This window comes from Streptomyces sp. NPDC050534, assembly GCF_044457745.1.
GTDB lineage: Bacteria > Actinomycetota > Actinomycetes > Streptomycetales > Streptomycetaceae > Streptomyces.
In genome coordinates this window covers 104,461-124,789 of sequence record NZ_JBITHF010000019.1, presented here as the reverse complement: position 1 = coordinate 124,789, position 20,329 = coordinate 104,461, and the positions used below count along the sequence as shown (strand labels likewise).

At 69.9% G+C, this 20,329-nt stretch carries 20 protein-coding genes; 13 read left to right on the top strand and 7 right to left on the bottom strand.

The features are described from left to right. Positions 1-1,121: 1,121 nt before the first annotated feature. The 3 genes from ACIBN2_RS42465 to ACIBN2_RS42455 all read left to right on the top strand — a co-directional run bounded on the left by ACIBN2_RS42465 (position 1,122) and on the right by ACIBN2_RS42455 (position 2,832). Positions 1,122-1,295 (top strand): hypothetical protein, encoded by a 174-nt coding sequence (locus ACIBN2_RS42465; protein ID WP_167531786.1) that lies wholly within the window; start codon positions 1,122-1,124, stop codon positions 1,293-1,295. A gap of 491 nt (positions 1,296-1,786) precedes the next feature. Further along, positions 1,787-2,341 carry a hypothetical protein gene (locus tag ACIBN2_RS42460; RefSeq protein WP_399142951.1) on the top strand — a complete coding sequence of 185 codons (555 nt, stop codon included), beginning with the start codon at positions 1,787-1,789 and terminating at the stop codon, positions 2,339-2,341. Further along, positions 2,338-2,832 carry a hypothetical protein gene (locus ACIBN2_RS42455; RefSeq protein ID WP_399142950.1) on the top strand — a complete coding sequence of 165 codons (495 nt, stop codon included), beginning with the start codon at positions 2,338-2,340 and terminating at the stop codon, positions 2,830-2,832. Before ACIBN2_RS42460 ends, ACIBN2_RS42455 begins: the two co-directional genes overlap by 4 nt. A 95-nt stretch (positions 2,833-2,927) precedes the next feature. Here the strand turns inward: ACIBN2_RS42455 and ACIBN2_RS42450 are convergent, their stop codons facing one another. After that, positions 2,928-3,173 carry a hypothetical protein gene (locus ACIBN2_RS42450; RefSeq protein WP_399142948.1) on the bottom strand — a complete coding sequence of 82 codons (246 nt, stop codon included), beginning with the start codon at positions 3,171-3,173 and terminating at the stop codon, positions 2,928-2,930. A 257-nt stretch (positions 3,174-3,430) separates the two neighbouring features. Between ACIBN2_RS42450 and ACIBN2_RS42445 the strand changes: the two genes are divergently transcribed. Beyond that, positions 3,431-3,571, top strand: a complete 141-nt coding sequence (locus ACIBN2_RS42445; RefSeq protein ID WP_399142947.1) for a hypothetical protein — start codon at positions 3,431-3,433, stop codon at positions 3,569-3,571. 100 nt (positions 3,572-3,671) lie between these two features. Here the strand turns inward: ACIBN2_RS42445 and ACIBN2_RS42440 are convergent, their stop codons facing one another. Next, complete coding sequence (locus ACIBN2_RS42440; RefSeq protein WP_399142945.1) at positions 3,672-3,875, bottom strand: hypothetical protein; 204 nt, start codon at positions 3,873-3,875, stop codon at positions 3,672-3,674. Between the two features lie 207 nt (positions 3,876-4,082). On the opposite strand from ACIBN2_RS42440, the gene ACIBN2_RS42435 reads away from it, so the two are divergent. The 8 genes from ACIBN2_RS42435 to ACIBN2_RS42400 all read left to right on the top strand — a co-directional run bounded on the left by ACIBN2_RS42435 (position 4,083) and on the right by ACIBN2_RS42400 (position 14,629). After that, a complete protein-coding gene (locus tag ACIBN2_RS42435; protein ID WP_399142943.1) occupies positions 4,083-4,958 on the top strand; it encodes a DUF2797 domain-containing protein in 876 nt (291 codons plus the stop codon). 25 nt (positions 4,959-4,983) lie between these two features. Beyond that, a complete protein-coding gene (locus ACIBN2_RS42430; RefSeq protein ID WP_399142941.1) occupies positions 4,984-5,868 on the top strand; it encodes an amidohydrolase family protein in 885 nt (294 codons plus the stop codon). 204 nt (positions 5,869-6,072) lie between these two features. Beyond that, on the top strand, positions 6,073-6,816 hold the full coding sequence (locus ACIBN2_RS42425; protein WP_399142939.1) for a response regulator transcription factor: 744 nt from the start codon (positions 6,073-6,075) through the stop codon (positions 6,814-6,816). After that, positions 6,813-8,474, top strand: coding sequence for an ATP-binding protein (locus ACIBN2_RS42420; protein ID WP_399142937.1), 1,662 nt, complete (start codon positions 6,813-6,815; stop codon positions 8,472-8,474). Before ACIBN2_RS42425 ends, ACIBN2_RS42420 begins: the two co-directional genes overlap by 4 nt. Before the next feature lie 14 nt (positions 8,475-8,488). After that, on the top strand, positions 8,489-10,000 hold the full coding sequence (locus tag ACIBN2_RS42415; RefSeq protein WP_399142935.1) for a glycosyltransferase: 1,512 nt from the start codon (positions 8,489-8,491) through the stop codon (positions 9,998-10,000). Then, the gene (locus tag ACIBN2_RS42410; RefSeq protein WP_399142933.1) at positions 9,997-12,273 is read left to right on the top strand and encodes a glycosyltransferase family 39 protein; all 2,277 of its coding nucleotides are present in this window, start codon (positions 9,997-9,999) and stop codon (positions 12,271-12,273) included. The genes ACIBN2_RS42415 and ACIBN2_RS42410 overlap by 4 nt, the downstream gene beginning before the upstream one ends. A gap of 67 nt (positions 12,274-12,340) precedes the next feature. Beyond that, positions 12,341-13,738: an MFS transporter gene (locus tag ACIBN2_RS42405; protein ID WP_399142931.1), complete on the top strand. Its 1,398-nt coding sequence runs from the start codon at positions 12,341-12,343 to the stop codon at positions 13,736-13,738. A 135-nt stretch (positions 13,739-13,873) separates the two neighbouring features. Beyond that, positions 13,874-14,629 (top strand): TetR/AcrR family transcriptional regulator, encoded by a 756-nt coding sequence (locus ACIBN2_RS42400; RefSeq protein WP_399142930.1) that lies wholly within the window; start codon positions 13,874-13,876, stop codon positions 14,627-14,629. 21 nt (positions 14,630-14,650) lie between these two features. On the opposite strand, the gene ACIBN2_RS42395 is transcribed toward ACIBN2_RS42400, so the two are convergent. The 4 genes from ACIBN2_RS42395 to ACIBN2_RS42380 form a co-directional block, all read right to left on the bottom strand. After that, complete coding sequence (locus ACIBN2_RS42395) at positions 14,651-15,121, bottom strand: PPOX class F420-dependent oxidoreductase (RefSeq protein WP_399142928.1); 471 nt, start codon at positions 15,119-15,121, stop codon at positions 14,651-14,653. A gap of 48 nt (positions 15,122-15,169) precedes the next feature. Next, positions 15,170-15,991 (bottom strand): YceI family protein, encoded by an 822-nt coding sequence (locus tag ACIBN2_RS42390; protein WP_399142926.1) that lies wholly within the window; start codon positions 15,989-15,991, stop codon positions 15,170-15,172. Positions 15,992-16,088: 97 nt separating this feature from the next. Next, positions 16,089-18,629, bottom strand: coding sequence for an MFS transporter (locus ACIBN2_RS42385; protein WP_399142925.1), 2,541 nt, complete (start codon positions 18,627-18,629; stop codon positions 16,089-16,091). Between the two features lie 13 nt (positions 18,630-18,642). Further along, a complete protein-coding gene (locus ACIBN2_RS42380) occupies positions 18,643-19,143 on the bottom strand; it encodes a MarR family winged helix-turn-helix transcriptional regulator (protein WP_399142923.1) in 501 nt (166 codons plus the stop codon). A gap of 205 nt (positions 19,144-19,348) precedes the next feature. Between ACIBN2_RS42380 and ACIBN2_RS42375 the strand changes: the two genes are divergently transcribed. Next, on the top strand, positions 19,349-19,552 hold the full coding sequence (locus ACIBN2_RS42375) for a hypothetical protein (RefSeq protein WP_399142921.1): 204 nt from the start codon (positions 19,349-19,351) through the stop codon (positions 19,550-19,552). 12 nt (positions 19,553-19,564) lie between these two features. On the opposite strand, the gene ACIBN2_RS42370 is transcribed toward ACIBN2_RS42375, so the two are convergent. Then, positions 19,565-20,287, bottom strand: a complete 723-nt coding sequence (locus ACIBN2_RS42370; protein WP_399142920.1) for a hypothetical protein — start codon at positions 20,285-20,287, stop codon at positions 19,565-19,567. Between the last annotated feature and the right edge of the window lie 42 nt (positions 20,288-20,329).

Genomic DNA, 20,329 nt, shown 5'->3' with positions numbered 1-20,329 from the left:
GAGGCTCACCAACTTTTGTATTTTTGTGAAGTCAGTCACGGAAAAATGCAGACATAGGGAACTTTGCATCACGTGAGGCAAAGGTGGCGTGCTGGAGGGAGCCCATATTTGTCAGTGCCGTGTGATAGGAGCGGCTTTCTCTGCAGGTCAGCAAGCTGACGGAATGCCAGCTTCCCGCCACGTTGGATGAGAGGGGGTACTTGGCATACCCGTTCGTCATCATTACCGCGCTTCACAACGGCTGCGCTCATCTGTCAGTGCCGTGCAATAACGTCTTAAGGGTCAACACCGAAGGGCGCGCCCGCTCTTGGGGAAGAGACCTCGGGCGCGCCCTCCAAGTAACCGGAGGACGAATGCCCAACCCGGCTCTCGGCGGACTGTCCGTCATAGACGACCGCCTTCTTCAAACTGTCGCATGCGGCACTGACAGTGGCAACAAATCCATGATCGCTCTGGGTGCGGTACTGGCCTGTGTGATCAACGGTGACACCATGACTGACGTCCTTCGCCAAGCGACTTGGCTCGTAGTCGCGGTTACCGTTCTGATCGTTGTTCAGGTGGTGACGGCAGTCTTCCGCAACGAGGTGTCAAGCCTCACGGACGGCTCTGACGTCAGTGCCTGACACCAGCAGCGACGAACGAGGGCGAATCAGAGCGGATCGGCTCGAACGGTCATCGGCTGCGTCACTTGCCGGATGACGGCGAGAAATGCCTGAGCTAGTCGACCTGATAGATGAGGCCGGATCTCAAAGCCTGGGCGGGTGACGTCCTTCATCGATGAACGGCGGCCTGCCGCCGTGACTCGGCCCATTGAGATCCCGACCTTGTCAGTGGCTGACGGTAGCCTGAAAGGCTTGCAGCTACCCCCACATCTAGTGGTCGGACGACCTGACGGACCCACAAGTTGTGGTTCGAGTACCCCACTTGGGCCACTCGAGGCGCTATTCTTCTCGGCAGCGCGAAAGACCCCAGTTCAGAAGGACTGACGCGGGGTCGGTGCCTGCTCGAACTGGGGTCGTGTGCGTTCCTAGGCGCCCAACGACCCTACAGGGCTCAACCCTTCATCCAGAAGGGCAGGGTCCACATCGAGCGGTATCCAGCTTGAAGGGTAGGTGATCAGAATGGCCAAGAAGCTCACGCCGGGTACGCCGGCGCCGGAGTCGGGACAGTACAAGGTGCCCGGTTCCAAGACCGAGGTCACGGCCGTGAAGGGCAAGCCCCTTCCGCCGACGCCCAAGGCTGGCCAGGGTTACAAGCTCGTTGACCCGACCAAGCACAAGCCGAAGGGCAAGTGACGGGCGGGGGCAGGCTCCTCGGGGTCTGCCCCCCTTGCCTCGGTTGCAGTACAGCAGCGAAGTACAGCAACTACAGCAACCGACCATAGCCGTCGGTACGCCTCACCCTCCTTCCGACAGCCTGGATGACCCCTGATGGCCGATCTCTATAGAGCTACGGATCAGACGGTTGCAGGTTCGAATCCTGCCGAGTGCACACAGGTGAGAGGCCCCGCAGAGATGCGGGGCCTCTTGCGTTGTGCTCCTCGCAGGCCGCGGAACTGTGGGGTCATGACGACGGCGGCTCAACGGGCGGCCGGAGTCGCAGCCGTTGAAGGGCCGGACGCCGACGAAGGCCCCTGCGCACACCCCGCCAACCCCGCCGACGCAGTTGGAAAGCGAGCCTCAAGCTCTCCTCAGAACATGGCCCTTGTGATGGTCGAGTGCATGACCGCCGCATAGTGTCCAAGGGCTTGATCGCTACGGGGGCGGTCCTCCAGCAAGGGTGTTCCATGGGCATCAGCTCACGGCGCGTTGTGACCGGCGCTGCCACTGCATTGCTTCTCTGCCTCACGACCGCGGGCACTGGCGCCGCCGAGGATCAGCCGCTCGGCGAGGAGAGGCCGGCCATGTGCGACCGGCCGGAGACGTGGTACGCCATCACCTCGAAGGAGGCCGTCCACGTTCCTTCCCGGTGGAACGGCACCGACTACAAGGACGGTCCGGGCGGCACCATGAGCGAGACCGTGACCAAGGGCGGCATCATCTCGGCCGACGTAACGGGCACTGGGGAGTTCAAGGCCGGCAAGCTCATCGGGGAGGCCAAGCTCAGCGTCAGCGGCAGCATCGGCGCCCGTGTGACCGTGACCCCCGGGCATGCCTACTCCCATCCGGTCAGCAGCCGGAAGTACGGCCATCTGCAGTACGGCTCATGGGGCTACGACGTGAAGTGGAAGAGATACCGCTCCGGCAGTGGCAGCGACTGCAACACCGTCGAGCTCGCTCATGGCTCAGCGACCTTGCCCACGTCCGCGGTTGGCTGGCGCTTCTGGGAAACCTCGTCATGACCAATTCGAACCCGCGGGCCTGGATCGCCGGATGCGTTGCGGCAGCGTCGGCATTGCTCCTGACCTCCTGCACCTCCGGAAGCGGTGACGGCGCGGCTGTCGGCACGACATCGCCGCAGCCCTCGGTGAGCGCGTCTCAGGCTGCGGCCGAGGCGCGGGAGAAGACACTCACCGATCAGGCGCAGGCTGCCCTTGCCGCCGTTCACAGCGGAACGATGGTTGAGGCCGGCGCGGAGCGCGTGACCGACGGCATCCACACGGAGCCCACCTTTCGCCGGGGCAGGACGTACAAGCTCAATCTGGTGTGCTTCGGCAGCGGCAGTGCGCGCGTGACGTTCACGCCGGCGAGCGCTGGGGCGAAGACAGAGGTGCCGTGCGATCAGTCGCTCGTGCAGCAACGGATCACCGTGCACAAGCTGCCGATACGTATCGATGCCGACGGCGCCGAAGGATCTACGGGAATGATCGCCTGGCAGATCGACACCGCCTGATCGAAGCGTCCGGTACATACGGCAGCACGCAGGTGAGAGGCCCCGGAAGGTTCCGGGGCCTCTCCATGGCTACGTGATGCAGATCCCGCTGCTCGTCAATCGCATTCTGAGCCGACGTGATTGGCTTGGCCGCCTGGATTGCCCTCGCCGTTGATGGCGTTGCCCAGGAGGCCGTTGAGGAGGCCGACCTGGCCGAGGACGTCCAGGTTCAGGTCGTGGGACCTGCATCCGCCGCCGTGTCCGGCGGGCGCGCTCGGAGCGGCGCTGGCGGTGCCGGTGCCTATGAAGCCGACGAGAGCGATGACGGCGGCCGCGACAGCCGCCTTGGGGAGCTTGCGCATTTCTCCTCCTTGGGTTGGGTCGAGCGCACCGTCGAAAGATCCACTTCACAAAGATCCACTTTGCGCTCATTTCGGAGGCTAGTCCGATATGTTCCAAGGCGCTCTTCGAGGCTGCCATCCGTGCCTCGGGGCTCGGCCAGTTGGCTGTCAGAGCGTGGAGAAGGGCGTAGGGAAGGGCGGGGGCGGAACGTGTCGCGCCGTCAGGCGTACGTCCAGCGACAAGCGTTCGAGCTGTAGGTGCACTTGAGCTGCTTCCGGTGGATGTGCCCGCGGCCCTCGCGGTGGCCGTTCTCGTGACGGTGGCCGTGGGGCGGGGCTTCGGCCTGGCCGTGACGGTCTCGGTGACCGTCGGCCCCGGCTCGGGTGTCGCCGTCACCGTCGCGGTGAACTGGCCGTAGTTCCAGGGAGGGTGATGTGTGAAGGGTGTGCGAAACGGGTGATCTGTTTGTGATGTCGCTGGTCAGCGAGGTGTGGTCGGAGGCTGCCGTCGCGCGGGTGCTACGCCGTGTCGGCCAGGCGGCGGAACGCCTGCGTGGTGCGCGGGTGGGCGATCTCGTCCAGTACGTGGCGCCACTCGGGGTCGGAGAGGGCCGGGTGGGCCGTGTCCCAGGCGGTCAGGAAGGGAGCAAGTTCGCTCTCGTCGGGGCCTGTGACCAGGTTGTTCAGGGTGGTGCTCGGCCGGGAGGACTGCTGCGGCTTCATGTGAGTCTCCCTTCGGAGAGAGCGTCTGTATGAGTTGGTTCGCCGGCTTCCACGATGCCCCCTCCGTCCTTCCGGCACCATGAAGCGCTCCTCCAGTGCTCCTCCTCCCCTCTCCCGTCCGGTACGTGCGGCATCGCACCTGCAGGTACCCAGTCCGTCCACCGGCTCACGTCACGTTGTCAGTGCCGCCCTCTAGTCTCGACAGCGATGGCACAGGCATGGAAGTGCTCGGGGCTGCGCTGGTCGGCGGACGGTCCCGTGCTGGTGTGGGACGGCGGGCGGCGCAGCGCGCCGGCCCGGGGCAAGCGGCTGGCCTTCGGGGTCGCGGACGGGGGTGTGCGGACATGTGTGGGAGCGCGGGGGCATGCGTGTCCGGTGCGGGCGGTCGTGCCGGGGCGGAGCACGGGGGCGCGGTGCGAGGAGTGCGCGCGGCTGGACCGGGCGCACTCCGTGGCGGCCGACACGATCGCGGACGACCCGCGGCCGTACCACGTATATCTGGCGTGGTTCGGGCCCGGTCTGGTCAAGGTCGGGATCACGGCCGGGGAGCGGGGCTCGGCGCGGCTGCTGGAGCAGGGCGCCGTCTGTTTCAGCTGGCTCGGCCTGGGACCGCTGATGGCCGCCCGGCGCACGGAGGAACTGCTGCGCGCCGCGCTCCAGGTCCCGGACCGGATTCCGTACGCCGCGAAGCGGGCGGTGCGCTCGCGGCTGCCGGAGTCCGCGGGCGGGCGGGCGGCCGAGGTCGAGGCGCTGCACGCGCGGGCGGTGGCGCTTGACCGGTGGCCGGAGTCGCTGGCGCGCGAGCCGTGTGAAGTCGTCGATCACGTTGGCGTGTTCGGGCTGACCGGGCTGCCGGACGCCATCGGCGAGGTGAGCGAGCTGGTCGCCGGCGGACGGGTGAGCGGCGAACTGCTCGCGGCCGCCGGGCCGGACCTGCATCTCGCGGCGGGCCGCGGGGTCGTCGTGCTGGACACGCGGCTGATGACCGGGTGGGAGATCGTCCCGGCCGTGGGTGAGGATGGATGCACCGTGCCTGTGCGGGAGTTCAGGGAGGCGGCGGGAGTTCAGGACGGCCTGTTCTGAAGCGGCTGAGGGTTCGAGAGGGCGTATGACGGAGACAGTGGAGGCCGCAGAGGTCCGGCAGTTCTGGGAGCGGCTCGGCCTGCCCGGACTCGTCGATGTGCACACGCACTTCATGCCGGAGCGGGTGCTGCACAAGGTCTGGGACTACTTCGACGCGCTCGGCCCGCTGACCGGCGGCGTCGAGTGGCCGATCACCTATCGCGAGGAGGAGGCGGAACGACTCGCGCGGCTGCGGGAGTTCGGCGTGTGCCGCTTCACCGCCATGCTCTATCCGCACAAGCCCGGCATGGCGCAGTGGCTCAACGGCTGGGCGGTCGACTTCGCCCGCCGTACGCCCGACTGCCTGCACACCTCCACCCTCTTCCCGGAGCCGGGCGTCGAGGCGTACGTACGGGAGGCCGTCGAGGCGGGCGCGCGGGTGTTCAAGGCCCATGTGCAGGTGGGGGCGTACGACCCGGCGAACCAACTGCTCGACCCCGCTTGGGGGTTGCTCGCCGAGGCCGGGATCCCGGTCGTCATCCACTGCGGGTCCGGGCCCGCGCCCGGCAAGCACACCGGGCCCGAGCCGATCGCGCGCGTGCTGGCCCGGCATCCCCGGCTGCGGCTGGTGATCGCGCACATGGGCATGCCGGAGTACGAGGACTTCCTCGACCTCGCCGAGCAGTACGGCGAGGTGCGGCTGGACACCACGATGGCGTTCACCGACTTCAGCGAGGGGTTCGCGCCGTTCCCGAGCCGGGCCCTGTCCCGCCTCGGCGACCTCGGCGACCGCATCCTGCTGGGCAGCGACTTCCCCAACATCCCTTATCCGTACGTCCATCAGCTGCACTCCCTGGAGCGGCTGGGGCTCGGCGAGGACTGGCTGCGGGCCGTCTGCCACGACAACGGCGCGCGGCTGTTCGGGCTGTGAGGAGCGCACAGGCAGGCGCACAGGCAGGCGCACAGGCAGGCTTTACGCCCTGATCACCTGGGCCCGGCGGATGATGGTCGGTCCGTGCGGCGAGCGCCCGGCAGGTGCTTCCCAGGGGTCCCCTGAGAGGCACCTGTGCGTTTCTCAGGCAATTCACAGGTTGCCGAAAGGGTGCTCTCAGAGCGCGCCGACACTGTTTCCACCATGACCACGACCTCGCCCCAGGGGCGCACCGAACTGCTGAGGCCGGACGGGAGCCCCGTCCGCGTGCTTGTGGTGGACGACGAGCTGTCGATCACCGAACTGCTGTCCATGGCCCTCCGCTACGAAGGGTGGCAGATCCGGAGCGCCGGAGACGGCACGGGTGCCCTCCAGACCGCGCGGGAGTTCCGGCCGGACGCCGTCGTTCTCGACATGATGCTGCCCGACATGGACGGCCTGACCGTCCTCGGGCGGCTGCGCCGCGAGCTCCCGGACGTGCCGGTCCTGTTCCTCACCGCCAAGGACGCGGTCGAGGACCGTATCGCCGGTCTCACCGCCGGCGGCGACGACTACGTCACCAAGCCGTTCTCCCTGGAGGAGGTCGTCGCGCGGCTGCGTGGTCTCATCCGCCGTTCCGGCGCCGCCGACCGGCGCTCCGACTCCGTGCTGGTCGTCGGCGACCTCACCCTCGACGAGGACAGCCACGAGGTGTCGCGGGCCGGGGACAACATCCACCTCACCGCCACCGAGTTCGAGCTGCTGCGCTTCCTGATGCGCAATCCGCGGCGCGTGCTCAGCAAGGCGCAGATACTCGACCGGGTGTGGTCGTACGACTTCGGCGGGCAGGCCAACGTGGTCGAGCTCTACATCTCGTATCTGCGCCGGAAGATCGACGCCGGCCGTGAGCCGATGATCCACACCCGGCGCGGTGCCGGCTACCTGATCAAGCCCGCCGTCGCCTCATGAGCGGACGGCGACGACCGCGGGCGCAGAAGCGACGTGGGGGTCCCCCCGCTCGAGCGAAGCCGAGAGTGGGGGCGGGACAGCCGCGCACCCTGCGGGCACGGCTCGTCGTCGCGTCCGTGGTGCTGATCGCGGTCGTGTGCGCGGTGATCGGAACGGTGACGACGCTGGCGCTGCGCTCGCATCTGTACAGCCAGTTGGACGACCGGCTGAGCGAGGTCTCCGGCCGGGCGGCGGGGATCGGCGGGCCGATCGGCGGTGGCGGCCCCGTCAAGAAGAGCGGGAGAGGGAAGACCTACCCGCAGACCCTCGACCTGGGTGAGTTCGTCACGCACGGGCCGCAGCCGGAGCGCACGGTCATCGCCCAGGTCCAGAACGGCCAGATCACCGACGCCAAGTACGGCCAGAAGTCGGACGACAGTACCGACATCAGCGGCATGGCCGCCAGCAATCTCAGCGAGGCTGCCCGCGGCTCGCTCAACACCGTCTCGCAGGACGGCAAGATCCACACGGTGGACATCAGCGGGCTGGGCACCTACCGCGTCAAGTACGTCACCGGTGCCACCGGCAACTACTACGTGGCCGTCCCCACCAGTGATCCCGACAGCACCATCAACACCCTCATCCTCGTAGAAGTCAGCGTCACCGCCGCCGGCCTCGGCGCCGCCGTCATCGCGGGCTACGCGCTCGTCGGCGTGGCCACCCGCCCGCTGCGCCGCGTCGCCGCCACGGCGACCCGGGTCTCCGAACTCCCCCTGCACACCGGCGAGGTGAACCTCAGCGAGCGCGTGCCCGAGTCCGAGACCGACCCGCACACCGAGGTGGGCCAGGTCGGGGCCGCGCTCAACCGCATGCTGGACCACGTCCACGGCGCCCTGCACTCACGGCAGCAGAGCGAGATGCGGGTACGGCAGTTCGTCGCGGACGCCAGCCACGAGCTCAGAACACCGCTCGCCTCCATCCGCGGGTACGCCGAACTGACCAGACGCGGCAGGGAGCAGGTCGGCCCCGACACCCGGCACGCCCTCGGCCGTATCGAGTCCGAGGCGGGCCGGATGACGCTCCTCGTGGAGGACCTGCTGCTGCTCGCCCGGCTGGACGCCGGACGGCCGCTGCAGTTCGAGCAGACCGACCTCATCCCGCTGGTCGTCGACACGATCAGCGACTCCCGCGCGGCCGGCATGGACCACAACTGGCGCCTCGACCTGCCCGACGAGCCCGCGCTGGTCAGTGCGGACGCGGCCCGTGTCCAGCAGGTGCTCGTCAATCTGCTCGGCAACGCCCGCAAGCACACCCCGCCCGGCACGACCGTCACCGCACGCGTGCAGCGGCGGGGTCCGTGGATGTGCGTCGACGTGGAGGACAACGGCCAGGGCATCCCGGCCGAGCTGCTGCCGCACGTCTTCGAGCGGTTCGCGCGCGGCGACTCGGCGCGCTCGCGGGCAACAGGCTCCACCGGCCTGGGACTTGCGATCGTGCAGGCCGTCGCGACCGCGCACGGCGGTGCCGTGACCGTGGACAGCGTGCCCGGACGCACCGTGTTCACCGTGTATCTGCCGGCGCTTGCCCCGGCCCTGCCCCATCCGGCCCCCGAAACGAATTGGCAATCGCACTCACAGGCGCAGCACAGTGCCACCACATGGGTGCAACAGGGCACTTGACCAGAGTCGTTCGCATGCGAACCGACTCTTCTCCCGGCACCCTGCCGGCGCGGGAGCACCTCCCGGCCGGCGACGCCGGTACACCCGTCCTGGATGTAGTGATCCCCGTCTACAACGAGGAGAAGGACCTCCAGCCGTGTGTGCTGAGACTGCACGAGCACCTCAGGCGCACGTTCCCGTACGCGTTCCGCATCACGATCGCGGACAACGCCTCGACCGACACCACCCCCCTGGTGGCGGCGCGGCTGGAGGCGGAGATCCCCGAGGTCGCCACCTTCCGTCTGGAGCAGAAGGGCCGGGGCCGCGCGCTGCGCACGGTGTGGTCCGCCGCCGAGGCGCCGATCCTCGCCTACATGGACGTGGACCTGTCGACCGACCTCAACGCCCTGCTGCCGCTGGTGGCACCGCTGATCTCGGGCCACTCGGACCTGGCGATCGGCTCCCGGCTGGCCCGTTCCTCCCGCGTGGTGCGCGGCCCCAAGCGTGAGTTCATCAGCCGGGCGTACAACCTCATCCTGCGCGGCTCGCTCCAGGCCCGCTTCTCCGACGCGCAGTGCGGCTTCAAGGCGATCCGGCGTGACGTCGCCCAGGTGCTGCTGCCGCTGGTCGAGGACACCGGCTGGTTCTTCGACACCGAGATGCTGGTCATCGCCGAGCGCGCGGGGCTCCGTATCCACGAGGTTCCCGTCGACTGGGTCGACGACCCGGACTCCACCGTCCACATCGTGAAGACGGCGACCGAGGACCTCAAGGGGGTGTGGCGGGTGGGCAGGGCCCTGGCCACCGGCTCGCTGCCGCTGGACCGGATCACCCGGCCGTTCGGCGACGACCCGCGCGACCGCGACATCCAGGACGTGCCGAAGGGGCTGGCCCGCCAGCTCGTCGGGTTCTGCGTCGTCGGCGGTCTGTCGACCCTCTTCTACCTCCTCCTCTACAGCCTCTTCCGGCAGTTCGGCGGCTCGCAGACCGCCAACGCGCTCGCGCTGCTGGTCTCGGCCGTCGCGAACACGGCCGCCAACCGGCGCCTGACCTTCGGCGTGCGCGGCCGCGGCGGCGCCGTCCGCCACCAGGCGCAGGGCCTCGTGGTCTTCGGCATCGGCCTCGCGCTGACCAGCGGCTCGCTCGCCGCCCTGAACACGGCGACGTCGAACCCCGCGCACTCGACCGAGCTGGCGGTCCTGATCGCCGCCAACCTCGCGGCGACGGTCCTGCGCTTCCTGCTCTTCCGCGCGTGGGTCTTCCCCGACCGAGCCGAGGGCGAGAACTCCACCGTGGTGGCCTCGCACAATCCGTCCTCGCCGACCTACGCCACGGCCCCGTACCCGCAGTACCGGCTGCAGCCGCACGGACAGCGGACGTACCAGTCCCCGCTGCCGCAGCGCCCGGTCGTGTACCCGGCCGCGCACCAGCACCACGAGACGACCCCGATCCGCGCCGGTGAAGTCGCGGACCGCAGCTGGGAGGACGCCACCCTGCACCTTCAGCCGGTGCGTCCGACCGAGACCGATCCGAGGGATCCCCGATGACGACCCACTACGACCGCACGACCTACGACGGAGGACCCGCACCGTCCTCCTGGGGCCCGCCCGCCACGGCCGGCCCGGCCGCGGCGGAGCCGGTGACCCCGCCGGAGCCGGTGACCCCGCCGGAGCCGGTGACCCCCACGGCCCCCCAGGGAGGCGAGCCGAAGCAGCCCTTCGTCCGCAGACTGTGGCGCGGTCGGCCCGAGGACCCGCGCTGGGCGCGCCCGGCCTTCCTCGGCCTGCTGGCCGCCACCCTGCTGCTCTACCTCTACAACCTGAGCGCCTCCGGCTACGCCAACTCCTTCTACTCGGCGGCCGTCCAGGCCGGCAGCAAGTCCTGGAAGGCGTTCTTCTTCGGCTCGCTGGACGCGGGCAACGCCATCACCGTCGACAAGCCCCCGGCCTCCCTGTGGCCGATGGAGCTGTCGGTCCGCGTCTTCGGCCTCGACTCCTGGGCGATCCTGGCCCCGGAGGTCCTGATGGGCGTGGCCACGGTCGCCGTCGTGTACGCGGCTGTACGGCGCCGGTTCAGCCCCGCCGCCGGTCTGATCGCGGGCGCGGTGCTCGCGCTCACTCCGGTCGCGGCGCTGATGTTCCGGTTCAACAACCCGGACGCGATGCTGGCGCTGCTGATGGCCGTCGCCTGCTACATGGTCGTCCGCGCGGTCGAGGACGGCCGTACCAAGTGGCTGGTGTGGGCGGGTGCCGCGATCGGCTTCGCGTTCCTCGCCAAGACCCTGCAGGCCTTCCTGATCCTGCCACCGCTGGCGATCGTCTACGCCGTCTGCGCGCCGGTGTCGTTGAAGAAGCGGCTCGGTCAACTGGCCGTCGCCACCGGGGCGTTGATCGTCTCCGGCGGCTGGTGGGTGGCGATCGTCGAGCTGTGGCCGGCGTCCTCGCGCCCCTATATCGGCGGCTCGCAGAACAACAGCTTCCTCGAACTGACCTTCGGCTACAACGGATTCGGCCGCCTGAGCGGCGACGAGACCGGCAGCGTGGGCGGGGGTGGCGGCGGCACCGGCTCCGGCATGTGGGGCGAGACCGGCTGGAACCGGATGTTCAACTCCGAGATCGGCAGCCAGATCTCCTGGCTGCTGCCGGCCGCGCTGATCCTCCTCGTCGCCGCTCTGGTGGCCACCCGGAAGCTCAGGCGGACGTCCGTCACCCGTGCCTCGTTCCTGGTCTGGGGCGGCTCGCTGCTGATGACCCTGATCGTCTTCAGCTACATGGCGGGCATCTTCCACCAGTACTACACAGTGGCCCTCGCGCCCTACCTCGCGGCCGTGATCGGCATGGGTTCCGCGCTCCTGTGGGAGAAGCGGCGCGAGACCTGGGCGTCGCTCACCCTCGCGGCCGCGGTGGTGGCGAGCGCCGCGTGGGGCTACGTGCTCCTCAACCGCACCTCGGACTATCTGCCCTGGCTGAAGTACCTGGTCCTGATCGGCGGCCTGGCCGCCGCGCTCGGCCTGATCTTCGCGGGCCGGATCGACCGCCGACTCGCCCTCGGAGCAGCGGCGGTGGGCCTCGTGGCCGCGCTGGCCGGTCCGACCGCGTACACCCTCAGCACTCTTCAGGAGGGCCACACCGGCTCCATCGTGACGGCCGGCCCGTCCGGCGCGAGCATGATGGGCGGCGGCCCCGGCGGCGGTGGCATGCGCGGCGGCTTCGGCGGCGGCATGCCCGGCCAGAACGGCCAGAACCAGCAAGGCCAGCAAGGCCAGCAGGGCCAGCAGGGCCAGCAGGGCCAGCAGGGCCAGCAGGGCCAGCAGAACGGCAACGGCGGCACCCAGAACGGCAACGGCTTCCCGCGCGGCGGCCTCGGCGGCATGCCGGGCCAGAACCAGCAGGGCACCCCCGGCGGCCGGACCGGCGGTGGCACGCGTGGCGGAGGCGGCGGTGCCGGTGGCCTGCTGAACGGCGCGAGCGTCAGCTCCCAGGCCAAGAAGCTGCTGGAGAAGGACTCCTCGAAGTACACCTGGGCCGCCGCGGCCATCGGCGCCCAGAACGCGGCGAGTTACCAGCTCTCCACCGGCGACCCGGTGATGGCGATCGGCGGCTTCAACGGCACCGACCCGTCCCCGACGCTGGCCCAGTTCAAGAAGTACGTGGCGGAAGGAAAGATCCACTACTTCATCTCGTCCGGTACCGGCGGCGGCATGGGCGGCAGCAGCAGCGGCACCTCCTCGCAGATCACGTCGTGGGTCGAGAAGAACTTCAAGAAGGTGACGGCCGGTTCGGCCGCCTTCTACGACCTGACGCAGAAGGCGAGCGGCTGACGCGGCGCAGGAGCGGCCGAAAGAACGTCGTTGTACACCGTATGGCTAGTGCCATACGGTGTACAACATGTCTGCTCCCCAAGGCCACCCACGACGCTGGCTGATCCTCGGTGTCATCTGTCTCGCGCAGCTGACCGTGCTGCTCGACAACACCGTGCTGAACGTGGCGATCCCCTCCCTCACCAGGGAGTTGCACGCCGGCACCTCCGACATCCAGTGGATGATCAACGCCTACTCGCTCGTGCAGTCCGGCCTGCTGCTCACCGCGGGCAGCGCGGCCGACCGCTACGGCCGTAAGAGGATGCTGATCGTCGGGCTGGTCCTGTTCGGCGCCGGCTCGCTGGTGGCCGGCCTCTCGGACACCACCGGTCAGCTGATCGCGGCGCGGGCCGGCATGGGCGTGGGCGGAGCACTCCTGCTGACCACCACGCTCGCCGTGGTGATGCAGATCTTCACGGCCGGGGAGCAGCCCAAGGCGATCGGCATCTGGGCCGCGGTCAACGCGCTCGGTTTCGCCGCCGGACCGCTGATCGGCGGCTTCATGCTGAACCACTTCCGGTGGGGCGCGATCTTCCTGATCAACCTGCCGGTCGCGGCACTCGCCCTGGTGGCCGTCGTGGTCATGGTCCCCGAATCCAGGAACCCTCGCTGCGACCGCCCCGACCTCCTCGGGGCCCTGCTCTCCACGATCGGCATGGCCTCGCTGGTGTTCGCGATCATCTCCGGCCCCGGGCACGGCTGGACGTCGGGACGCGTCCTGCTCACGGCAGCCGTCGCGGTCGTGGTCCTGGCGGCGTTCGCGTACTGGGAGAGCCGTGTCCCGTACCCCATGCTCGACCCGCACTTCTTCAGGGACCGCAGGTTCACGGGCGCCGTCACCGGGGCGGTGCTGATCACCTTCGGCATGGGCGGCGCGCTCTTCCTGCTCACCCAGCACCTCCAGTTCGTCCTCGGCTACGGCCCCTTGGAGGCCGGACTGCGGACGGCGCCGCTCGCGCTGACCGTCGTGGCCCTGAACTTCTCGGGCCTGTCGGCGAAGTGGTCGGCCAGGATGGGCACGCCCGTGTCCATCGCGCTGGGCATGGTCCTGATGTCGGCGGGGCTGGTGTCCATCGCCACGCTGGACACGGGCGGTTACGCCGGGACGCTGACGGGGCTGCTGCTGATCGGCGGCGGCTGCGCGATCGCCAACCCGGCGATGGCGCACGCCATCATGAGCGCGATCCCTCCGGAGAAGGCGGGGGTCGGTGCCGGGATCAACGGGACACTCGCGGAGTTCGGCAACGGCCTGGGGGTGGCGGTACTCGGCGCTGTGCTGACGTCGCGGGTGCCGGCCGCGGGGCTGGCAGCGGGACTGGAGACGGGGCAGTTGGCAGGTGCCGTGGCCGTCCTGCTCGGTGGGCTGTCGGCCGCGGCGTTGCTGCGTCGCGCGGAGCGGGCAGACTCGGGGGTGGTGGTCGCCTGAGAGCCCGGTTGACTCCGGACGTCCGGCGGGTGCGGGTCGTATCGGGTCGATCGCGCAGTTCCCCGCGCCCCCTCGAGGCCGGCTGCCGCCTAGCATCTTGATCAGTCAGGTCGGAAAGTCTAGGAAGGTGCGCCAATGGTGAGGGCAGCCGAGCGTGCGGCGCGGACCAGTGTGTGGCTGGAGGGCAAGGTCCGCCGGAGCGGTCGCGGCGGTCAGCCGTCGGGGCTGGACCGGGACCGGATCACCGAGGTGACCGTCCGGCTCCTGGACGCCGAGGGGCTGGCCAAGTTCTCGATGCGTCGGCTGGCCGGCGAGCTGAACGTCACCGCGATGTCCGTCTACTGGTACGTCGACACCAAGGACGACCTTCTCGAACTCGCACTGGACGCGGCGTTCGGCGAGCTGACCCTGCCCGATCCGGAGGCCGACGAGGACTGGCGCGACCAACTGCGCGCGCTGACGCGCGAGTACCGCTCCCTGCTGGTCCGCCACCCGTGGCTGTCCCCGCTGGCCGGCACCTTCCTGAACATCGGCCCGAACTCGCTGGCCTTCTCCCAGGTCGTCCAGCACATCGTCCGCAAGACGGGCCTGCCCGTGCACGGTCTGTCCGGCGCCCTGTCGGCCGTCTTCCAGTTCGTCTACGGCTTCGGCACGATCGAGGGCCACTTCATCGCCCGCTGCGCCGCCGCCGGAATGACCCAGGACGAGTACTTCCAGCACGCCATGAGCGCGGTGAACCAGGCCCCCGGGGCCGCCGCGATCGTCCAGCAGAACGCCGACATCATGGCGGCCCGCGGCGGAGACACGGTGGAGGAGATGCGGGAGCGGGACTTCGCCTTCGCCCTGGACCTGCTGGTGGCGGGCATCGAGGCGATGGTGGCCCGCAGCTGATCACTGCCCGACGCGAGCCGGCTACTGCTCGGGCGCCAGCCGCGCCGGGAAGCCGCCCGTGGCGACCGGTCCCCACTTCACGGGCGTGACGCGGATGATCGACTTGCCCTGCTTCACCATCGCCTCGCGGTACTCGTCCCAGTCCGGGTGCTCACCGGAGATGTTGCGGAAGTACTCCACCAGCGGCTCCACGGACTCCGGGGAGTCGATCACCTCGGCGGTGCCGTCGATCTGGACCCACGGGCCGTTCCACTCGTCGCTCAGCACGACGAGGCTGACCCGCTCGTCCCGCTTGGCGTTGCGGGTCTTGGCGCGCTCCGGGTAGGTCGAGACGACGATCCGCCCCGAGTCGTCCACGCCGCAGGTCAGCGGCGAGGCCTGCGGGCTGCCGTCGGCGCGCCGGGTCAGCAGGATGGCGCGGTGCCGGGGCCGTACGAAGTCGAGCAGGTCGTCGCGGGAGACGGTCGTGTTCGTAGCGATGTTGGGTGCCATGCCGCCAGCGTAGGCGCCCGGCCCCCGCTCAGCCTGTTCCTGCCGTGCCTACGCCTGGGGCAGGGATTCGCCCTGCACCGCCTGGACGTCCAGCTCCACCCTCAGGGTGGTGCCGATCGCGGCGATGCCGGCCTGGAGCACCTGGTTGTAGTTCATGGCGAAGTCCTCGCGGCGCAGCTCGGTCGTCGCGCGGAAGGCGGCGCGCGTGCCGCCCCACGGGTCCGGGCCCGTGCCCAGGTAGGCCAGGTCCAGGTCGACCGGGCGTACGACCCCGTGCAGGGTCAGTTCGCCGTGCACCGTCCAGCGGTCGGAGCCGGCCGTCGTCAGACCCGTGGACCGGTAGGTGATCTCGGGGTACTTCTCGACGTCGAGGAAGTCCGGCGAGCGCAAGTGGCCGTCGCGCATGCCGTTGCCCGTGTCGATGGAGGCGGCCTGGATGACCGCCTCCACACGGGACTTCTCCACCTCGTCCGGGGCGATCTCGATGCGCCCGGCGAAGTCGGTGAAGCGGCCGTGCACGCTGGAGATGCCCAGGTGCTGGGCGACCGCGCCCACGGACGAGTGCGCCGGGTCGACGGTCCACGGCCCGGGCGGCGGCAGCTCGGTGCCGCCCTGCCGGGACAGTGTCACCGCCCCGAGCTCGGCGCGCCCGCTCGCCGTGACGAGGGCGCTGGAGGCGACGGGCGCGTACCCGACGGCCGTGACGATGACGGTGTACGCCCCCGGGGTGAGCTCGGTCGCGTCCCGCACGGCGCCCTCGGAGTCCGCCTCCGCGCGCAGCACCTGCGTGCCGGTCATGTCGGTCACCGTGACGACCGCGTGCGACACGGCCCATCCGTCCCGCGTACGGATCTTCGCGGTCAGTCCCATCCCGTTTCTCCCTGCAAGTGTTTCTGGTCGTAAAGAATCCGGCCCGTGGCAGGTGTACCGCCGCTCAGGGCACACCCACCACGGGCCGGAGGTCGAACTACTCGGCCGGGTGGGCCAGTTCGATGTCGTGGTCGTCGACGCCGCGGCCGTTCACCGTCAGGGCCGTCGCCACCGGCGCGTAGCCCGTCGCGATGACGGTGTACTCGCCGCTGTTCAGGTCCGTGAAGGCGTACGCGCCGTCCGTGCCCGTGGTGGCGGTGCCGACCACGTTGCCCGCCGCGTCCACGAGCGTCACCCGTGCGTCGGCCAGCGGACCGTGCGGCGCCCGGACGACGCCCTGGAGCTGCGCGCCCGAGTCGAGGTCGACCTCGATCCGGGTGACACCGGTGCCGCCCACCTCGACGGGCAGCGCCCGCGGCCGGAACCCGGCGGCGTTGACCGCGACGGTCACGGCACCCGGCACCAGCTCCGCGAAGGAGAACTCGCCCTGCTCACCGGTGGCCTGGGTGGCCAGCAGATCACCGCGGACATCGGTCACGATGACCATCGCGTCCTTGACGGGCAGCGCCGTCGCGGCGGCCCGCACCACACCGGTCAGCCCGCTGGTGCCGCTGAGCAGGATGTCGTACGAGACCGGCTCGCCGTTCACCACGACCGTGGACGCCTGCGGCTGGAAGCCGTCGGCGGAGGCGATCAGGACGTACGAGCCGGTGCCCGGCGCCTGAAGCGTGTACGAGCCGTCCGCCTGCGCGACCGACCGGCCCAGCTGCCGTCCCGCGAGCGAGATCAGCGTGACGGCGGCCTGCGGCACGGGCGCGCTCTCGTTGCCGCGCACGAAGCCGCGCACCGGGGTGCCGCCGGAGGGGGCGGACTCCTCGGGCCGCGCGATGGTCGCCACGGCGGCCAGCCGCTGGGTGCCGTCGGCGGCGGCGGCCGTCTCCGAGATCGCCCAGCTCGGGAGCTTCTCCGTGACCGGGGCGGCGGCCTCGGCGGCGGCCGGTGCCGCCTCGGTGGCGGCCTCGGCGTCCGGGGCCTCCTCCGCGGCGGCGGCCTGTGCCAGCCCGCCCTTGGTCCGCAGCGGGACCTCCTTGATGAACAGGCTGATCAGGAACGCGAGGACCGCGAGACCACCGGCGATCATGAAGACGTCGGCGATGCCGTGACCGTAGGCGCTCTCCAGCAGCGTGCGCAGCGGCACCGGCAGCTTGCCCAGGTCCGGGATGCTGTCGCCCGACGAGCTCGAACCGGCCAGCGCGGCACGGTACTTCGGGTCGAGGGAGGCGATGCCGTCGGTGACGTAGTGCGTGATCCGGTGGGACATCACCGCGCCCAGCGCCGAGACGCCGACCGCACCACCGAGGGAACGGAAGAAGGTGACCGTGGAGCTGGCCGAGCCGAGGTCGCCCGGTTCGACCTGGTTCTGCGTGCACAGCACCAGGTTCTGCATCATCATGCCGATGCCGAGACCCATGAGGGCCATGAAGACGGCCATCTTCCAGTAGTCCGTGTCGTACCGGATGGTGCCGAGCAGGCCCAGGCCGGCCGAGACCAGCACGCCACCGCTGACCAGCCACGCCTTCCAGCGGCCGGTACGGGTGATGAACTGCCCCGAGACGGTGGAGGAGATGAACAGGCCGCCGATCATCGGGATCGTCATGACACCGGACATCGTGGGGGACTTGTCACGGGCCAGCTGGAAGTACTGGCTGAAGAAGACCGTGCCGGTGAACATCGCGACACCGACGAACAGCGAGGCCAGCGACGCGAGCGTGATGGTGCGGTTGCGGAACAGGCGCAGCGGGATGATCGGCTCGCTCGCCTTGGACTCGACCAGGATGAAGAGCGCGCCGAGCACGATCGAACCGCCGACCATGCTGTACGTCTGCCAGGACAGCCAGTCGTACTTGTCGCCGGCGAAGGTGACCCAGACCAGCAGCAGCGAGACGGCGGCGGCGACGAAGGTGGCACCGCCCCAGTCGACCTTGACGTCCCGCTTCACGACCGGCAGGTGCAGCGTCTTCTGCAGCACGATCAGGGCGATGACGGCGAAGGGGACACCGACGTAGAAGCACCAGCGCCAGCCCAGCCACGAGGTGTCGGTGATGACACCGCCGAGCAGCGGGCCGCCGACGGTGGCGACGGCGAAGGTGGCGCCGAGGTAGCCGGAGTAGCGCCCGCGCTCGCGCGGGGAGATCATCGCGGCCATCACGATCTGGGCGAGGGCGGACAGTCCGCCGACGCCGATGCCCTGGAAGACACGGCAGGCGATCAGCATGCCCGGGTTCTGCGACAGACCGGCGGCCATCGAGCCCAGCACGTAGATGATCAGCGCTATCTGGACGAGCGCCTTCTTGCTGTACAGGTCCGCGAGCTTGCCCCACAGGGGCGTGGTCGCGGTCATCGCCAGCAGCGAGGCGGTGACGACCCAGGTGTAGGCCGACTGCCCGCCCCCGAGGTCGCTGATGATGTGCGGCAGGGCGTTGGTGACGATCGTGGACGACAGGATCGCCACGAACATGCCGAGCAGCAGCCCGGACAGCGCCTCCATGATCTGCCGGTGCGTCATCGGGGCGTGCTCGGCGGAGCCTCCCCCGTGCTTGGCATGAGCCCGCACACCGGCTGGTGTGGTCGTAGCCATGGGCTTCCTTTTCTCAAGTGCTTGCGGGTGTACGGGTGGTCGGTTCGAGTGCGACGGCCGGCGGCGGCAGCCGGGGCGGCGCGGGGCGGCAGTCGTCGAAGCTCGCCCGCAGCCGGGTCATGAGCCGGGTGAGCTGGGCGACCTCCTCGTCGCTCCAGTCGGCGAGCCGCTCGGCGAGCAACAGCGTGGTCCGCTCGGACAGCTCCTCCAGGCAGGCCAGGCCCGCAGGTGTGAGGTGCACGATCCGGGACCGTTTGTCCGCCGGGTCGGGAGAGCGGTCGATCCAGCCGCGCTCGGCGAGGTGCGCCACATGGCGGCTGGTGACCGACATGTCCACGGCGAGCAGCTCCGCGAGCTTGCTCATGCGCATGTCGCCGTAGCGGCCCAGAAGGGTCAGTACGGCGGCGCTGCCGCTCGGGCAGTCGGACGGCAGGATCCGGCCGAGTTCCCGCTTCACGGCACCGAAGGCGCTGAACTGCCTGATCAGCTCCTCGTACTGCGCCTGCTCGGCCATCCCACCTCCCGCATTCGTTGCTTAGGGCAACCATAAGAGTTGTTGGTTGCTGCAGGCAAACAAAATGGGCGGGCGCGGAACAAAAACTTGGCAAAGGCAAGTATTGCGAACGTAAACGCGCAGGTGAGACTGATTGTCGAGAGGCTGTAGAGGTCGCCCTCCCCCCACTTGGGCCACACCCGGTGATTCGCTAGGGTCTGCTGCCATGGCTAACCCCCAGGGCCCCCAGGGCAACCACGACCCCGCAGGCAGCACCCAGATGTTCCGCGCGTTCGTCGACGAGGGCCCGCAGGGCCGGCAGAGCCGTCAGCAGGCTCCGGCGGCGTCCGGTCCCCGGATCGGCCTGATCGTCGGCATCGTCGTCGCCGTGGCGGTGGTCGCGGCCGTCGCCTGGCTCGCGATGATGTAGCGGGAGCTCAGGTCACTTCCACCGGACGGTGACGTCCCGCGTCTCGATGTGCATGCCGAGCGGCACGCGCCAGGCGTCGACGCACACCGTCCAGGTCTTCTTCCTGCGTGCCCCGGCGTCGATCGGCGCCGGGAGCCGCACGTCCGACGTCATCGTCGCCCAGTCGATGCCGAGCGCGCCGATGATGTGCGTGCCGAAGGTGACGGTGCCGGAACGGACCGCCGTGCCGCCGGCGTTGGTGAAGGTCAGCGTCACGTCCTCGCACCAGCGCCGGTCCGTGGCCTTCCGCTTCGGATCGCTCCAGCTCAGGTCGCCGGGCCCAGCGGTCGCCGTAGGGACGGGAGTTGCCGTCGGCGACGGTGAAGACGGGCTCGCGGGCGCGGACTTGGCACGGCCGCCGCCGTCCGCCGACGTGGTCCCGGCGGCGGGTGCCGGTGCCGTCCCCGTCGGCAGGCCGTCCGGTACGCCGCTGGAACTGCCGCCCGCCGCGGGGGAGTCGCTCCGCTCCGGGCCGCCGTCCAGCGGCACGAGTGTCACGCCGCCCGTCGGAGCCGCCACCGTGCCCGAGTCCCGGGGTGCGCCGCCGGCCGCGCCGGTGGCGACGTAGCCCCCGCCAGGACCGCCGCCCCCGCACGCCGCCAGTGCGGCGCCCAGACAGACGACGGCCGCCGACGCGCCGATCAGGGCGCCTCGACGGCCATGTGTCCATGTCGTCCGAGGAGTTCCACGCAGCATCGCGCCATGGTGGCTGACGCCCCGTCAAATAGGAACCCCCGG